The following is a 15572-nucleotide window of genomic DNA, read 5'->3' as shown; positions in this document are numbered from 1 at the left end:
TGAAACGCAGCTGCGCCGATGGTAGTGTGGCCTAAGCCATGCGAGAGTAGGTCATCGCCAGGGTTTACACCCCAAAAACCCCGCTGCTCACGCAGCGGGGTTTTTTCTTTATGCGTTGCCTGCGCGCGGCGATGCATCGCTCCCCTACGGTGGACATCGACCGGACACCGCCGGTCCACATCCGAACGCGGCGTCCCCGGATCGCCGCCCATGCGCTGTCCCCCGGGTAACAACCCACTGACGGTCGGGTGACGGTGCGCAACGGCGGTCGCTGCACGCGGTAGTGCGCCGTACCGACCCGCGGTCGGCACCTGGCGGCCATCGAAGGGGACGATCAATGCTCCGCACCTCCCGCGCGCACGTTCCCGCGCTCCACCCCGGCCATGAAAAAACGGCGCCTCTCGGCGCCGTTTCTGTTCACTCCCTACGCGTCAGCTCACTTGGCTGCGGGCGGCGGGGTCTTGCCCTTCATCATGGTGTCGCGGGCTGCCTTGAACGGGTTGCCCTCGTACCAGTTCGGCCACCGATCGCCGCCGGCCAGCTCCTTGCCGACGCCGTACAGCAGCTGCAGGTCCTCGACCGTGCCGTCCAGCTTCCAGGTGGCGGCGTCGTACTCGTCCTTCGGACCGTGGTAGCGGTTGCGCCCGTAGTCTTCAGCGGCCTTGCGGCCCGCGTCGATTCCACCCTCGCGCAGATCTTCGCCGCCGTCGGCGTACAGGGCCGGCACGCCGGCCTTGGCGAAGTTGAAGTGGTCCGAACGGAAGTAGAAGCCGCTCTGCACCGCCGTCTCGCCATGCAGGGTACGGCCCTGGTTGGCGGCCAGCGGCTTGAGGATGTCCTCCAGCTCGGAGCTGCCGAAACCGGTCACGGTCATGTCCTTGGCGCGGCCAGCCACCGACATCGCATCGATGTTGATCACGCCCGCGATCTTGTCGAGCGGGAAGGTCGGGTGATTGACGAAGTACTTCGAACCCAGCAGGCCCGATTCCTCCAGCGTGACCGCCAGGAACACCACCGAGCGTTCCGGCGCAGGTTGCTGGTGGACCATCGCATCGGCGATCTCGAGGATGCCGGCTACCCCGGTGGCATTGTCAATGGCGCCGTTGTAGATGTTGTCGCCCTGCTCGCCCTCGTGCTTGCCCAGGTGATCCCAGTGCGCCATGTACAGCACCGCTTCGTCAGCGCGCTTGCTGCCCGGCAGAACGCCGACCACGTTGCGCGACTTCTTCTCGGCGATGGTGCTCTTCAGGTCGAAGGACACCTTCGCCTTCAGCGGGACCGGCTTGAAACCGCGCTTGCTGGCGTCCTTGTACGCTTTGTCCAGGTCCAACCCGGCCTCGGCGAACAGCTGGCGCGCCGCATCGGCGCTCAGCCAACCCTGTGCGGGCAGGCGCGCTTCCGGATCGTCCTTGGCCGGCAGGTCGTACTGCGGACCCGCCCAGGAGTTCTTGACCACGTCCCAGCCGTACGAGGCGCCGGCAGTATCGTGCACGATCAGCGCCGCGGCGGCGCCCTTGCGCGCGGCTTCCTCGAACTTGTAGGTCCAGCGGCCGTAGTACGTCATCCGCTTGCCGTCGAACAACGTGCTGTCATCGACATGGAAGCCGGGGTCGTTGACGAACATGACCACCGTCTTGCCCTTCCAGTCCTGGCCCGCGTAGTCGTTCCACTTCTGCTCCGGCGCGTCCACGCCGTAGCCGACGAACACCAGGTCGCTGGACGACACCTTGACCTCCGGCTGGCCGGTGCGGGTACCGATCACCATGTCGGTACCGAACGTCAGTGTGCGCGTCTTGCCGTCCTGCTCGAGCGTGAGCACGGTGGATTCGTCGGCGGTGGTCTCGGTCATCGCCACGTCCTGGAACCAGCTGTCGCCATTGCCGGGCTGCAGGCCGATGCGCTGCATCTGGTCGCGGATGTACTCGACCGTGCGGTCCTCACCGACGCTACCCGGCGCGCGGCCCTCGAAGTCGTCCGAGGCGAGTGTCTTGACCAGCTCGGCGAAGTCACCGACGTTGATGTCGGGCGAGAAGGCATGGCCGGCCGCGGGGGCCGGCGCGGCCGCCGGGGCGGGCGCGGGAGCGGTCTGCTCGCCCTTGCACGCCGACAGAGCGGCGGCAGCGGCGAGGCACAACAGAAGTTTGCGGGGCATCGTCGGTTCCTGGATCAAAAGAGGCCGGCGCCAGCAGCGCGCCGGTGGGACACCATATCAATCCTGCGGCGCGGTGTCGGTGTCGAAGGCCTGCGCCACCGCACCACTGATGGCGCCGGTACGTGCGCTGCGATGGATGTACAGCGTGACATCGCGGTCGAACTGCAGGTTGCCGCCGACCACGGCGTTGGGACCGATGATCACGCGCGGCTTGCGGCCCGGCGTCAGTGACAGGTTGAAGCTGGCCTTCTTGACGCGGATGCCACCGCCGACCTGCGAGCCGACGCCAACGGTGATGTCGCCGTTGACCGTCTCGATGCCTCCTCCCAGCCGGGTCTCGACCAGTCCGATGCTGCCGTTGACGGTATCCACACCGCCCTCGATCTGGCTGCCGCGGTCGGCGAAGATGCTGCCGTTGACGGTTTCGACGTCGCCGTTGGCCACCACCTCGCGTCCGATCTGGATGCTGCCGTTGACCGTGGAGATGCTGCCGGTACGCGCACGCTCGGCGATGCGGATGCCGCCGTTGACGGTCTCGATGTCGCCGGTGACGGCGCCCTCCTCGACGCGGATGCCGCCATTGACGGTATCCAGGTCGCCGTAGGTCTGGCCGGACCGGGCGGTGATGCTGCCGTTGACCTTGCTGATGTCGTCCTGGGCAAGCACGGGACCCGACACCATCAGGGCCAAGAGCAATGGGAACGAAACAGATTTCATGGGAGCCTCGGTTGTCTGGCGCGCGGCTGGCAGGCCGCCTGCTGCAATGTCACCATGCGTCGCTACAATCTGCATCTGCCTGAAGTCACTGGAAAGCCCTTGCGCCACAACGCCTTTTCCTCACGCCGGGATAACAAACCCACGACGGGGCGCGTCGTTTCGCGCCGCCTGGGCGTGATGCTGCAGGGGCTGTTGCTGGTCACCGCGCTGATGCTGGCCGGCCAGGGCGCGGTGGCGCAGACGCCCAAGGAAACCGAGCGCAAGCTGCAGAAGCTGCGCAGCGAGCTCAAGGGCGTGGCGCAGGAGCGGCGCACCCTGGAGAGCCAGCGTGGCCAGGCATCGCGGCAACTGCGCGAAGCCGATGAGAAAGTCGCCCGCACCGGCCGCGTTCTGGCCCAGACCGAGACCGCCCTGCAGCGCGAAACCCGCGCGATGGAGGAACTGCAACGCAGGCGCAGCCAGCTGCAGGCCGGCATGGCCCGGCAACGCGAGGAGCTGGCATCGCTGCTGCGTGCCGCGTACCGCGTGGGCAACAACGCCCCGCTCAAGCTGCTGCTGTCGCAGGACCGCGTGGCCGATGCCAACCGCACGCTGGCCTACCATCGCTACCTGCAGCGCGAGCGCGCGCAGCGCATCCAGGCACTGACCCGCGACCTGGCCGACCTGCAGACGCTGGAAACGCAGATCGTCGAGCGTCGGCAGGCGTTGGAGGGCGCGCGCCAGCAGCAGAAGCAGCAGGCCGCGGCGCTGGAAGGCGACCGTCGCGCGCGTGCCGCCACCGTGGCCACACTGGACGAGCGTTTCAAGGATCGCAGCGAGCGGGAGAAGGCGCTGGGCCAGGATGCCAAGGCACTGGAAACGCTGCTGGCCAACCTGCGTGCGGCGGCGGCACGCGCCGAAGCCGAGCGGCGCGCGGCTGCCCGTCGTGCCGCAGCGGAAAAGGCGGCCGCCGAGAAAGCCGAGAAGGCGGCCGCGGCGAGCGGGACGCGTGCCCCTCCACGTGCGGTAAAGGTTCCGCCCGTGGTGGCCTCGGCACCGGCACCGAAAGTGGGCGGGTTGGGCTGGCCGCTGTCGGGCAATCTGCTGGCCCGTTATGGTGGCAAGCTGCCCGACGGTCGCACCAGCAGCGGTGTCCTGATCGGCGCGCCCGCCGGCAGCACCATCACCGCCGTGGCTGATGGCACGGTGGTGTTCTCGGACTGGATGACCGGCTACGGCATGATCCTGATCGTGGACCACGGCAACGGCTACATGAGCCTGTACGCCCACAACGACACCCTGCTGCGCGATGCCGGCGCGGCGGTGAAGAAGGGCGATGCGGTGGCCAAGGTCGGCAACTCCGGCGGACAGGGCGTGACGGCGCTGTACTTCGAGCTGCGTCGCAACGGCCAGCCCGTGGACCCCGGTTCCTCGCTGCAGCGTCGCTGAGTCCACGCGGGGGGCGATGAATCGCGCCCCCCTCGTAACGCGTACCGGTACCGGGCGGTTCAACGGGAATTTATCCGGCCTTCGCGCATAATCGGGACACGCACCCCGGTGTGTGTGTTCCCGTCCCCCGCTTACCCTGGAGTGCTTCATGCGCGTAGCCCGTTCCGCCACCTTGTTGCTGGCCCTGTTGCCGGCCATGTCCTGGGCGCAGCAGACCGGCGGTGCGCCGACCCGCGGCAGCGATGCGGCAACCAGTGAAGAGGCGGTCACTTCGCGCGTGCCGCTCGAGGAAATCCGGCGCTACGTGGCGGTGTACAACGCGGTGCGCGCCGCCTATGTGGACCCGGTGGACGACAAGAAGCTGATGCAGTCCGCGATCCGAGGCCTGCTGCTGGACCTGGACCCGCACAGCACCTACTTCGACAAGGAAGATGCCGAGGCCTTCGATGAGCAGGCCAACGGTGCCTACGAGGGCATCGGCGTGGAGCTGCAGCAGCAGCCGGACAACAGCAGCCTGAAGGTGATCTCGCCGATCGACGACACCCCGGCCGCGCGTGCAGGCATCCTGGCTGGCGATCTGATCATCGCCATCGACGGCAAGCCGATCAGCGCGATCGAGGCCACCGAACCCCTGCGCGGCGCAGCCGGCAGCAAGGTGGTGCTGACCCTGGTGCGCGAAGGCCGTCCCAAACCGTTCGATGTGACCGTCACCCGCGAAACCATCCGCGTCACCAGCGTGCGCAGCCGGATGCTGGAGCCCGGTTACGGCTACATCCGCCTGAGCACCTTCCAGGCCGACACCGGTGCCGATTTCCAGAAGCATGTCGCGCAGTTGCAGCAGCAGGCCGGCGGCAAGCTCAAGGGCCTGGTGCTGGACCTGCGCAGCAACCCGGGCGGGCTGCTCACCGCTGCGGTCCAGGTGGCCGACGACCTGCTCGACAAGGGCAATATTGTCAGCACCCGTGGCCGCATCTCGATCAGTGACGCACGCTTCGACGCGACGCCGGGCGATCTGCTCAAGGGCGCGCCGGTGGTAGTGCTGGCCGATGCCGGTTCGGCCAGCGCATCGGAAGTGCTGGCCGGCGCGCTGCGCGACAACGGCCGTGCGCGCGTGGTCGGCAGCCGCACCTTCGGCAAGGGCTCGGTGCAGACGGTGCTGCCGCTGGACAACGGTGATTCGGTCAAGCTCACCACCGCGCGCTACTTCACGCCCAGCGGCAAGTCGATCCAGGCCACCGGCATCGTGCCGGACGTGGTGCTGCTGCCCGACAGGCGCGACGGCGACGACGCGCTGCCGGCGAGCCTGACCGACTACAGCGAAGCGACCCTGCCGGGTCATCTGCGCGGCGATGAGGAAGGCGGGGACGGCTACAAGGCCGGCGACGTACTGCCCGGCGACGGCCCGATCAACGATGCACTGGCCGAATTGAAGCAGCCGGGTTCGGTGGCGGCCAAGCAGAAGGCCGAGGCGGCGAAGAAGCCGGAGGCGAAGCCTGCGGCCAAGCCTGAAGCCAAGCCTGAAGCCAAGCCTGAAGCCAAGCCTGAAGCCAAGCCCGCAGAAATGCCGACCAAGCCCTGATCGATCGTACGCCGGCCGTCGTAGAGCCGAGCGCAGCGCGGCGATGATCGGCACCGCGGCAGCCGGGTGGAACCGGCGCTGCGCTGCACGGAGATGGAAGCCGCCGGGTCTAGAAGCCGTGCCGCTTGCGCAGGCGCCGCGCGATCGCCGCGCGCACGTACACGCCGTAGGCCAGCCCGAAGGCGAAGCCGGCAATGTGCGCCCACCAGGCGACCATGCCGAAGGTCGGGCCGATATAGGCGAACACCACCTGCAGCGCCGCCCATACACCGATCAGGAGGTAGGCCGGCGCGCGCACGAACTCCAGGAACAGGCCGAGCGGGATCACCACGCCCAGCCGCGCGCCCGGGAACAGCGCCAGGTACGCACCGATGAGTGCCGACACCGCGCCGCTGGCACCGATGATGATCTGGTCCGGGCTGCCCATCGTGTAGATCGCGGTCAGGTTGGAGATCGCCCCGCCGACCAGGAACAGCAGGATCAGCCGCCACGGCCCCAGCACGCGTTCGGCCGGCAGCCCGAAGATCAGCAGGAACACCAGGTTGCCGAGCAGGTGCGACCAGTCCGCATGCAGGAACAGGGCGGTGAACAGCCGCAGCACACTGCCGTCCTGCAGGGTGGCCCACCAGTCCTGCGGGTGGGTCAGCCCGGTGGACAGGGCGCCCCAATCCAGCCAGAGGCTGCGCCGGGCGTCGTCCGGCCGGGAGATCGACCACAGGAACGCCAGCCACAGGGCCGCGAACAGCAGCGGGGTGGCCCAGCGCAACGCGGACTTCTTGCGGGAGGGAATCGACACGAACATGGGTGGCGCTAGCCTAGCGCGGGGGCGGCCCGGGTGGGGGAATGTCGCGTTCAGCCTGAATGGCCGGGAGGGCGACGGCCGTTATTGTTTCATTAACCGGTCTGGGTATACTCGCATACGGCGTCGTATGTCGGGAGGGGAATCCGGCGCGTCGTCCCAACCCGGAAGGGAAGGGGCTACGCAGGCGCGCGTTGCCAAACATCACCGCAATTCCGGAGAGAACCAACAATGCATACCGCTTCCACGCTTGCCCGTGTCACCGCCCTGGCCGTCGGCATTGCCGGTGCCCTGGCCGCTGGCCACGTCAACGCCGCCGCCTTCCAGCTGAAGGAAAACAGCGCCAAGGGCCTCGGCCGTTCGTTCGCCGGCTCCGGCAGCGCCGCGGGCGACGCCTCCATCATGGCCGTCAACCCGGCCGGCATGCGCCAGCTGGAAGGCATGCAGGTCCAGGGTGACCTGAGCGCCATCAGCTTCTCGGCCAAGTTCCACGGCACCGGCCGCAAGCCGACCGGCCAGGCCCAGACCGGCGGTGACGGCGGCGACGCCGGCATGATCGCTCCGGTTCCGGCGGCTTACTTCCACATGCCGATCGGTGAAAAGGCCCACTTCGGTGTGTCGCTGACCGCACCGTTCGGCTTCAAGACCGAATACGACAATGGCTGGGTCGGCCGTTACAGCGGCCTCAAGACCGACCTGAAGGCGATCGACCTGGGCTTTGCCGCCTCGTACGACGTCAATCCGTACGTGTCGTTCGGCGCGTCGGTGTTCGTTGAACACCTGACCATCGAACTGAGCAACAACATCGACTTCGGCACCGCGCTGGCGCAGTCGCGCGTGCCGGGCTTCACCCCGGGCAGCGCCGACGGCAAGCTGACCGTGGAAGGCGACAACAATGCGGTGGGTTGGACCGTGGGCGGCCTGTTCAGCCCGGATGAGAACACCCACATCGGCATCAGCTACCGTTCCAAGGTCGAGCACAAGATCACCGGCGGCGATGCCACCTTCGTAGTGCCGCCGAACGTGGCGACCGTACTGAACGCCGTGCAGCCGGGTCGCTTCGTGAGCACCTCGGGCAAGGCCACCGTGACCCTGCCGGCCTCGGCCACCCTGAGCGTCACCCACAACGTCAATGACAAGTGGACCGTGATGGGCGACGTGACCCGCACCGCGTGGTCGACCGCCTTCGACCAGGTCACCATCGACTACGCGTCGGCGCAGCCCGATTCGGTGCTGGAATTCGGCTACCGCGACACGACCTTCGTCTCGCTGGGTACCGATTACAAGCTGAGTGACACCGTCACCCTGCGCGGCGGTATCGCGCTGGACCAGACCCCGACCACCAACGCACACCGCGACGTGCGCGTGCCCGACACCAGCCGCAAGTGGCTCTCGCTGGGCGTGGGCTGGACGCCGTCGGAAAACGTCGAATACAACTTCGGCTACCTGCACCTGTTCACCAAGGATCCGGACGTGATCATCGCCGGCACCACCAACAACCAGGGCAACTCGCTCACCGGCAAGTACAAGGTGCGCGGCGATGTGCTGGCGGCGTCGGTGAACTACAAGTTCTGATCGACGCGCAAGCGGACATCACACGCTGGACGAAAGGCCCCGCTCGCGCGGGGCCTTTCTGTTTCCGGCATCCGGGCCGCGCTCAGCGCAGCTGGCGCGGCGTTGCGTTGAGACGCTGGCGCAGCAGCCGCCGCAGCGCGGTGGGATCGCCATAGCCCACCTGCTCGGCCACTGCCTCCACCGAATAACGGCTGTTCTCCAGCAGCGCCCGCGCCCGGTTCAACTGCACGCTGCGGATCAGGTGCAGCGGGCCGTGCCCGGTGGCACGGGTGACCTGTCGCGACAGTGTGCGCGTGGACATGCCCATGTGGTGGGCCAGATCGCCGACCGTCACCGCAGCGGGCAGGTGCGCTTCCACATGCGCGGTCAGGGCGGCGATCAACGCATTGCCCTGCGCCATCATCGCCGGGACCATGAACGGCGACTGCAGCTGGCGTCGGTCCAGCAGCAGCGCACGTGCCACTGCCCCGGCCAATGCGGGGCCGAAGCGTTGGCGCAGCAGGTGCAGCATCAGGTCGCTGTGGCCGAGCGCCGCACCGGCGGTGGTCACCGGCCCGTCGTCGATCACCATGTGGTCCGCATCGACCTGGCAGGCCGGCTCCAGCCGCTGCAATGCCGCGGCCAGCCACCAGGTGGTGGTGACGCGGCGCTGGGCGAGCAGCCCGGCCGCCTGCAGCAGGAATACCGACGCGCACGAGGCGGCCAGGCGACCGCCTGCGGCAGCGTGCGCACGCAGGGCACGCAGCACCCGCGGCACGTCGGCGCCGGCCAGCCGCGCGGCGATCGCCTGCGGATCGTCCACCCCCAGGCCCGGCACGATCCAGCACGCGTTTCCATCAGGCGCACGCGGCAGTGGGTGCGCACGCAGTTGCAGGTGTTCGCCGAGCCGCACCGGCCCGCGGGTGGCGCTGCAGATCTGCCAGCGGGGTGCCGGCACGCCCAGTCGTGGCGCCAGCGTGGCGGCGGTGGAAAGCATGTCCACGCTCAGCGCCACACTGGACGCGAAGGCGCCGGGGAGCACGATGACGGTGAAATCCTGCATTGGCCGATTCCGCACGAAAGATGTCGAATCCGTCGATGGTGTCCGCCGCCGCGCGCAGATTCAATGAAGACCTCTTTTTCGTGGTGCTCCTCATGCCGGATATCACCCTGCGCCAGCCCGCCACCGCCGTTGATGCCGCCCGCTGTGCGCGGCGGCTGCCGGCCGTCCATGCCGCTGCCGTACGCGCCTGCGGACGGGGCAACGAGCCGCGTCGGAGGATTGCCTCGATGGTGATCGAGGACGTCGCCGATGGTCATTGGGCGGGGAACGGGCTGGTCTGGCAATGCGACGACGTCGTGCGTGCGGCCGGGTACGCGCCTCTGCAGCCCGCGCCGTGCGTGGGAGGTGTGCGATGACCCTCTCCACGTGGTCCGGCGCCTGCCACTGCGGTGCGGTGCGGTTCGCCTTCCAGGCGCCATCGCTGCGCGCCTTCGCGTGCAATTGCTCGCTCTGCCATCAGCGGGGGGCGATCTGGATGGGCTGCGCGGATGCGCGCTTCCAACTGATCGAGGGCGACAGCCGGCTGTCCACCTATACGTTCGGCACGCATACCGCCACGCATTACTTCTGCCACTGCTGCGGGGCGGCGCCGTTCAGTCATCCGCGGCTCGCGCCCACGGAGTGGGTGATCAACCTACGCTGCGTAGACGGCGTGGATCTGGCGACGCTGGAGGTCCACCGTTTCGACGGGCAGCACTGGGAGGACGCCGCGCGCGCCTGGCGGCAGGCGCAGGCGGCGGGCTCTGCACTGCCCTGATCGACCGGCCGCATAGCGCAGCCCCTGCCGCACCTGCGCCTCGAAGGCCGGCAGGCGGTACACCGCAGCGTCGTGCCCCAAGCCGGTGTACCAGCTTCGACCGCCGTCGAAGGCATGGCACCAGGTGATCGGGTGGTCGTTGCCCATGCGGCCACCGTCGTACAGGCGTTCATCGACCGTGGCGACCACCTGCACACGGCCACGCGGGGTGTCGCGATAGTTGTACAGCTCGTCGTGCACGGTCCACGCCGCACCGCGCGCGCGACCATCGCGTTCGGGCTGTACGCGGCTGGTCTGCAGGCCGGGCGGATGGGAGTGGAAGTACGCGCCCACCAGATGCCCGTACCACGGCCAGTCGTACTCGGTGTCGGCGGCAGCATGCAGGCCGACGAAGCCGTTTCCCGCACGGATGAAGCCTTCCAGGGCAGCCTGCTGCGGGTCATCGAGCACATCGCCGGTGGTGCTGGCAAACACCACCACGCGGTAGCGCGCCAGATTGGCAGGTGTGAAGTCGGCGGCATTTTCGCTGTGGTCGACCTGCATGCCTTCGGTGGCGGCGATGCGTTGCAGCATGGCCACGGCGGCAGGGATGGAATCGTGGCGGTACTCCGCCGTACGGGTGAAAACCAGTGCGCGCTCCGGTGGCGGCACCGCCTGTGCGGCAGGCGCGGGCATCAGGGCCAGCAGAAGCGAGAGAAACGGGACGGGCAGGCGCATGGCCGGATTCTGCCACGGCTTTGGCCCGGTGTACGGCGCACGCGGTGCAGAGCTGCAGGACGCAGCGCGTACAATCGCGCACCCACCCGCGCACCGCGTGGGTCAATGACGTCTGACAAGGATCTGTACATGTCGCCTTTCGCGCTTCGTTCCGCCCTCGCCCTGGGCCTGGCCGCACTGTCGGCCCCTGCACTGGCTGGCGACTTCGCCAGCTGCTTCACTCTCACGCCCGGCCTGTCGTGGTCCAACGGCGATGAAACGCTGTCCATCGAGAAGGCCGTGTTCGCCGGTCAGGATGCGATCCGGGTCAACAGCGCCGGCGGTGGCGTCGGTACCGCCAGCTACTACGATGCCAGCGGCCGCCAGTTCCTTGGCCAGGAGCGTTTCGGCATCTCCGCCTGGGGCGGCGACGCGTCCAAGCCGGTGATGACCGATATCTTCAAGCCTGCGCCGACCTTCCCGGCCAGCGCCAAACCGGGCGACCGCTTTGAACTTGCCGGCAAGGGCCAGCGCACCCATCACGTCGAGGAAACGGTCGAGCCGCTCGACTACGACGGGTTCTCCGACTACACCTTCGTCGGCTTCGAGGATGTGGAGGCGGAGGTGGGCTTCCAGCCGCGCACCTTCAAGGACACCTGCCATGTCACGGCAACCTTCGAAGACAATCGCATCGAAGCGTGGTACGCCGCCGGCTTCGGCCGCATCAAGTTCGAACGCTACGTCGGCAACGAGCTGCTGATGCGCGACGAAATCGAATCGATCGACGCCGAGTGACAGACAAAAAACCCCGCTTTCGCGGGGTTTTTCGTTTACTGCGTGACGCGGGAGATCAATCGCCCAAGGTCAGCAGCGAGGCATTGCCGCCGGCCGCCGTGGTGTTCACGGTGACGGTCTTCTCGGTGGCGAAGCGGAGCAGATAGTGCGGACCGCCGGCCTTGGGGCCGGTGCCGGACAGGCCCTGACCGCCGAACGGCTGCACGCCCACCACCGCACCGATCTGGTTGCGGTTGACGTACACATTGCCCACGTTGACACGCGAGGCAATGCGATCGACGGTCTCGTCGATGCGCGAATGCACGCCCAGGGTCAGACCGTAGCCGGTGGCGTTGATCTGGTCGATCACCGCATCGAGCTGGTCGCCCTTCCAGCGGATCACGTGCAGCACCGGCCCGAAGATTTCCTTGTGCAGCTGGTCGAGGTTCTTCAGTTCGTACGCACGCGGCGCAAAGAAGGTGCCATGCGCGGCGTCATCGCTGAGCGTGGCCGCGGCAATCAGGCGGGCGTCCTTCTCCATGCGCACGGCATGCTCCTGCAGGATCTGCAGCGCGTCGGCATCGATCACCGGGCCGACATCGGTGGACAGCAGGCCCGGGTTGCCGACCTTCAGTTCGGCCATCGCACCGGCCAGCATGGTCATCACCTTGTCGGCGATGTCGTCCTGCACGAACAGCACGCGCGCAGCCGAGCAGCGCTGGCCGGCAGAGGTGAACGCCGAGCCGATGGCATCTTTGACCAGCTGTTCCGGCAGTGCCGAGGAGTCGGCGATGAAAGCGTTCTGGCCACCGGTCTCGGCGATCAGCACGCCAATGGCGGCGTCGCGCGCGGCCATCGCACGGTTGATTGCACGGGCCGTATCGGTGGAACCGGTGAAGGCCACGCCGGCCACGCGCGGATCGGCGGTGAGGGCAGCACCGACGGTGGCACCGTCGCCCGGCAGGAACTGCAGCGCGCCCTCGGGAACCCCGGCGTCAAGCAGCAGCTTCACCGCGTAGTAGCCGATCAGGTTGGTCTGTTCGGCGGGCTTGGCGATCACGCTGTTGCCGGCCGCCAGCGCGGCGCTGACCTGGCCCAGGAAGATCGCCAGCGGGAAGTTCCACGGGCTGATGCAGACGAACACGCCGCGGCCATGCAACTGCAGCTCGTTGGATTCACCGGTGGGGCTGGGCAGCTTCTCGGCATGGCCGAACTGCTCGCGTGCCTGCTTGGCGTAATAGCGCAGGAAGTCCACCGCCTCGCGCACTTCGGCGATGCCGTCGGGCAGGCTCTTGCCGGCTTCCTTCACGCACAGCGCCATGAATTCCGGCAGGCGCGTTTCCAGCTGGTCGGCGGCGTGCTCCAGGATCGCCGCGCGGCTGGCAGCCGGGGTGCGGTTCCACTGCGGCTGTGCGGCCACGGCGTTGGCCAGCGCCTTCTCCACGGTGGCGCTGTCGGCCGGCTGCCACGTTCCGACGACCTCGCGGGTGTCGGCCGGGTTGACCACATTCAACAGCGCGCCGGTCGGCTGCGCACCCGGCACCAGCGGTGCGGCCTGCCACGGCTTCACGGCCGCGTTGAGCTGCGCGGCCAGTGCACGCAGATCGTTGTCGTTGGCGAGATTGACGCCCATGGAGTTCTTCCTGTCATGGTTCTGGCTGCGCAGCAGATCGACCGGCAGCGGGATTTTCGGATGCGGGATGGACGCGAACGAGGACACCGCGTCGACCGGATCGCGGATCAGGTCGTCGATGGCCACGCTGTCGTCGGTGATGCGGTTGACGAAGCTGGAGTTGGCACCGTTCTCGAGCAGACGCCGCACCAGGTAGGGCAGCAGGTCTTCGTGCGAACCGACCGGTGCATACACGCGGCATGGCACGTTCAGGCGGTCGGCCGGTACCACTTCGGCGTACAGGTCATCGCCCATGCCATGCAGCTTCTGGTGCTCGTACTGGCCGCCCTTGGCGATCGCCTTCACCGCCGCGATGGTGTGCGCGTTGTGCGTGGCGAACATCGGGTAGATCGCGTCGGCATGCGTGAACAGACGCTGCGCGCATGCCAGGTAGGACACGTCGGTGTTCTGCTTGCGGGTGAACACCGGGTAGGCCGGCAGGCCATCGATCTGCGCGCGCTTGATCTCCGCATCCCAGTACGCGCCCTTGACCAGGCGCACCTGCAGGCGACGACCGATGCGACGGGCCAGATCGGCCAGGTAATCGATCGTGTACGGGGTACGCTTCTGGTACGCCTGCACCACCACGCCGAAGCCTTCCCAACCGGTCAGCGAGGCATCGCTCACCACCGATTCGATGATGTCCAGCGACAGCTCCAGGCGGTCGGTTTCCTCGGCATCCACGGTGCAGCCGATGCCATAGGACCTGGCCAGCTGCGCCAGTTCCAGCACGCCCGGCACCAGGTCAGCCATCACCCGTGCACGCTTGGCGTGCTCGTAGCGCGGGTACAGCGCCGACAGCTTGATCGAGATGCCCGGCGCGGCATTGACGTCGCCGTCCGGACGGCCACCACGGGCCTTGTGATCGCCGCCGATGGAGTGGATCGCGCGACGGTAGTCTTCCAGGTAGCGTTTGGCGTCCTTCATGGTCAGCGCGCCTTCGCCGAGCATGTCGAACGAATAGCGGTAGCTGGCGTTGTCGCCCTTGTGCGAGCGCGACAGCGCTTCGTCGATGGTGCGGCCCATGACGAACTGGTGGCCCATGATCTTCATTGCCTGGCGGACGGCCAGGCGGATCACCGGCTCACCGACACGGCCGATCAGGCGCGCGAACGCGCCCGGCACGTCGGCGCGGGTGGCGTCGTTGATCTGCACCAGGCGGCCGGTCAGCATCAGTCCCCAGGTGGAGGCATTGACCAGCACCGAATCGCTGCCGCCCATGTGCTTTTTCCAGTCGGCATCGCCGAGCTTGTCGCGGATCAGCTTGTCGGCGGTGGTCTGGTCCGGAATGCGCAGCAGCGCCTCGGCCACGCACATCAGCAGCACGCCTTCCTCGCTGCCCAGGTCGTACTGGCGCATGAAGGCTTCGATCGCGCCCTGGTCCCTGGCGCGCACGCGAACGCGCGCGACCAGGTCGGCGGCGGTGGCCTGCACCTGCGCCTGTTCGTTGGCCGGCAGGCGCGCCTGCTCCAGCAGTTCGCGCACGTGGCTGGCTTCGTCCTTCATCCAGGCATCGGTGATGGCCTGGCGGAACGGGTTGGGAACCGCCGGCAGCTCGGGCGAGAGCAGGGGCGGGCGGGCGCCGGACGAGGCCGGTGCAGGGGGAAGCGCGGAAGGTGCGGTCATGCCGATCGGCTCGTGGAGAACTTGACCATTTTAATCGTTTTTCGGTCGATTCAACCGCTTTCCGGGTGCTGCGCCGTGCGCGCCATAGCCTTTCATACAGCGGGATTCCCCCGATCCGGCGAGGGTCTGCAAAACTGTGCCGGTTTCGTCAAAACGGCCGCCGGGTCAATGCTGTATTGCACCATTCCTGAAACTGTGAATGGACCCTTGCGGCTCGCTGGAAAGCAGGGCTACCATCGGGACGTTTCCCGCGGCAGGAAAAAACGCGGTTGCGACATGATCGAGGTGCTGTCAGCTCCGGACGGATCAGGAACGCAACTGCGGCTGCGTCCCCCACGGGCGCTCGATGCCCGGCAGTTCGTCCTGTTGTTTGCCGTGTTGGCGGGTGCGATGGGGGTGGTGGCCGGCCTGGGCTGGTTCGCCGGCAACGTGTTCGCTCCCCTCTTCGCGCTGCTGTACAGCCTGTTGCTGGCAGTGGCACTGCGTGCGTTGTGGCGCAGTGGAGAGCGGCAGGAAGAGATACGGGTAGTGCCAGGGTGCGTGGAGGTCATCCCCGTACCCGGGCAGTTGCCGGTGTTCAGTGCCCACCCGTACTGGGTGACGCTGGTCGCCGACGATGAGGCGGTCCGACTGGTGTCCAGCGGTCGGCAGGTGGCGGTGGGATGTTTCCTCGCACCGGTCGAACGCCAGGCACTGGCTCAGAAACTAGAAGGCTTGCTCGCGGCCAGCGATGGCTGCAACCGACGACGCTAAGG

Annotated in this window: 12 protein-coding genes and 1 pseudogene; 7 read left to right on the top strand and 6 right to left on the bottom strand. The window is 67.7% G+C overall.

Features of this window, described 5'->3' with window-relative positions; all coding sequences use genetic code 11:
* Window positions 1-436: 436 nt before the first annotated feature.
* Together ACPEH8_RS19090 and ACPEH8_RS19085 are read right to left on the bottom strand one after the other, a co-directional pair.
* Window positions 437-2152, bottom strand: coding sequence for a M28 family metallopeptidase (locus ACPEH8_RS19090; RefSeq protein ID WP_026070489.1), 1716 nt, complete (start codon window positions 2150-2152; stop codon window positions 437-439).
* Window positions 2153-2209: 57 nt separating this feature from the next.
* The gene (locus ACPEH8_RS19085) at window positions 2210-2869 is read right to left on the bottom strand and encodes a hypothetical protein (protein ID WP_017354384.1); all 660 of its coding nucleotides are present in this window, start codon (window positions 2867-2869) and stop codon (window positions 2210-2212) included.
* A gap of 177 nt (window positions 2870-3046) precedes the next feature.
* On the opposite strand from ACPEH8_RS19085, the gene ACPEH8_RS19080 reads away from it, so the two are divergent.
* Both ACPEH8_RS19080 and ACPEH8_RS19075 read left to right on the top strand, forming a co-directional pair.
* The gene (locus ACPEH8_RS19080) at window positions 3047-4297 is read left to right on the top strand and encodes a murein hydrolase activator EnvC family protein (protein WP_423667837.1); all 1251 of its coding nucleotides are present in this window, start codon (window positions 3047-3049) and stop codon (window positions 4295-4297) included.
* 148 nt (window positions 4298-4445) lie between these two features.
* On the top strand, window positions 4446-5876 hold the full coding sequence (locus ACPEH8_RS19075) for a S41 family peptidase (protein ID WP_166472518.1): 1431 nt from the start codon (window positions 4446-4448) through the stop codon (window positions 5874-5876).
* A gap of 109 nt (window positions 5877-5985) precedes the next feature.
* Here ACPEH8_RS19075 and ACPEH8_RS19070 read toward each other — a convergent pair whose 3' ends face one another.
* Window positions 5986-6678, bottom strand: coding sequence for a rhomboid family intramembrane serine protease (locus ACPEH8_RS19070; protein ID WP_136007104.1), 693 nt, complete (start codon window positions 6676-6678; stop codon window positions 5986-5988).
* Window positions 6679-6906: 228 nt separating this feature from the next.
* Between ACPEH8_RS19070 and ACPEH8_RS19065 the strand changes: the two genes are divergently transcribed.
* Window positions 6907-8250, top strand: a complete 1344-nt coding sequence (locus ACPEH8_RS19065; protein ID WP_017354380.1) for an outer membrane protein transport protein — start codon at window positions 6907-6909, stop codon at window positions 8248-8250.
* A gap of 82 nt (window positions 8251-8332) precedes the next feature.
* Here ACPEH8_RS19065 and ACPEH8_RS19060 read toward each other — a convergent pair whose 3' ends face one another.
* Window positions 8333-9292 carry a GlxA family transcriptional regulator gene (locus ACPEH8_RS19060; protein WP_423667831.1) on the bottom strand — a complete coding sequence of 320 codons (960 nt, stop codon included), beginning with the start codon at window positions 9290-9292 and terminating at the stop codon, window positions 8333-8335.
* On the opposite strand from ACPEH8_RS19060, the gene ACPEH8_RS19055 reads away from it, so the two are divergent.
* Window positions 9292-9648 (top strand): hypothetical protein, encoded by a 357-nt coding sequence (locus ACPEH8_RS19055; protein WP_287253398.1) that lies wholly within the window; start codon window positions 9292-9294, stop codon window positions 9646-9648. The genes ACPEH8_RS19060 and ACPEH8_RS19055 overlap by 1 nt on opposite strands.
* Window positions 9576-9914 (top strand): annotated as a pseudogene (locus tag ACPEH8_RS19050) (GFA family protein); the annotation flags it as partial. The gene ACPEH8_RS19055 and the pseudogene ACPEH8_RS19050, both read left to right, overlap by 73 nt.
* A 12-nt stretch (window positions 9915-9926) precedes the next feature.
* On the opposite strand, the gene ACPEH8_RS19045 reads toward ACPEH8_RS19050, so the two are convergent.
* Window positions 9927-10766, bottom strand: a complete 840-nt coding sequence (locus ACPEH8_RS19045; RefSeq protein WP_423667828.1) for a ThuA domain-containing protein — start codon at window positions 10764-10766, stop codon at window positions 9927-9929.
* A 129-nt stretch (window positions 10767-10895) separates the two neighbouring features.
* On the opposite strand from ACPEH8_RS19045, the gene ACPEH8_RS19040 reads away from it, so the two are divergent.
* On the top strand, window positions 10896-11540 hold the full coding sequence (locus tag ACPEH8_RS19040; protein WP_423667825.1) for a hypothetical protein: 645 nt from the start codon (window positions 10896-10898) through the stop codon (window positions 11538-11540).
* A gap of 55 nt (window positions 11541-11595) precedes the next feature.
* On the opposite strand, the gene putA is transcribed toward ACPEH8_RS19040, so the two are convergent.
* Window positions 11596-14817 (bottom strand): bifunctional proline dehydrogenase/L-glutamate gamma-semialdehyde dehydrogenase PutA, encoded by a 3222-nt coding sequence (putA, locus tag ACPEH8_RS19035; RefSeq protein WP_017356555.1) that lies wholly within the window; start codon window positions 14815-14817, stop codon window positions 11596-11598.
* A gap of 276 nt (window positions 14818-15093) precedes the next feature.
* Here putA and ACPEH8_RS19030 point away from each other — a divergent pair, with 276 nt between their 5' ends.
* Window positions 15094-15570, top strand: coding sequence for a DUF2244 domain-containing protein (locus ACPEH8_RS19030; protein ID WP_017356556.1), 477 nt, complete (start codon window positions 15094-15096; stop codon window positions 15568-15570).
* The last annotated feature ends 2 nt before the right edge of the window (window positions 15571-15572 follow it).

Origin of the sequence: Stenotrophomonas sp. NPDC077461, from assembly GCF_049545475.1 — a bacterium.
In the GTDB taxonomy this organism is placed as follows: Bacteria; Pseudomonadota; Gammaproteobacteria; order Xanthomonadales; family Xanthomonadaceae; genus Stenotrophomonas; species Stenotrophomonas nematodicola.
This window is presented reverse-complemented; position numbering and strand designations above follow the sequence as displayed.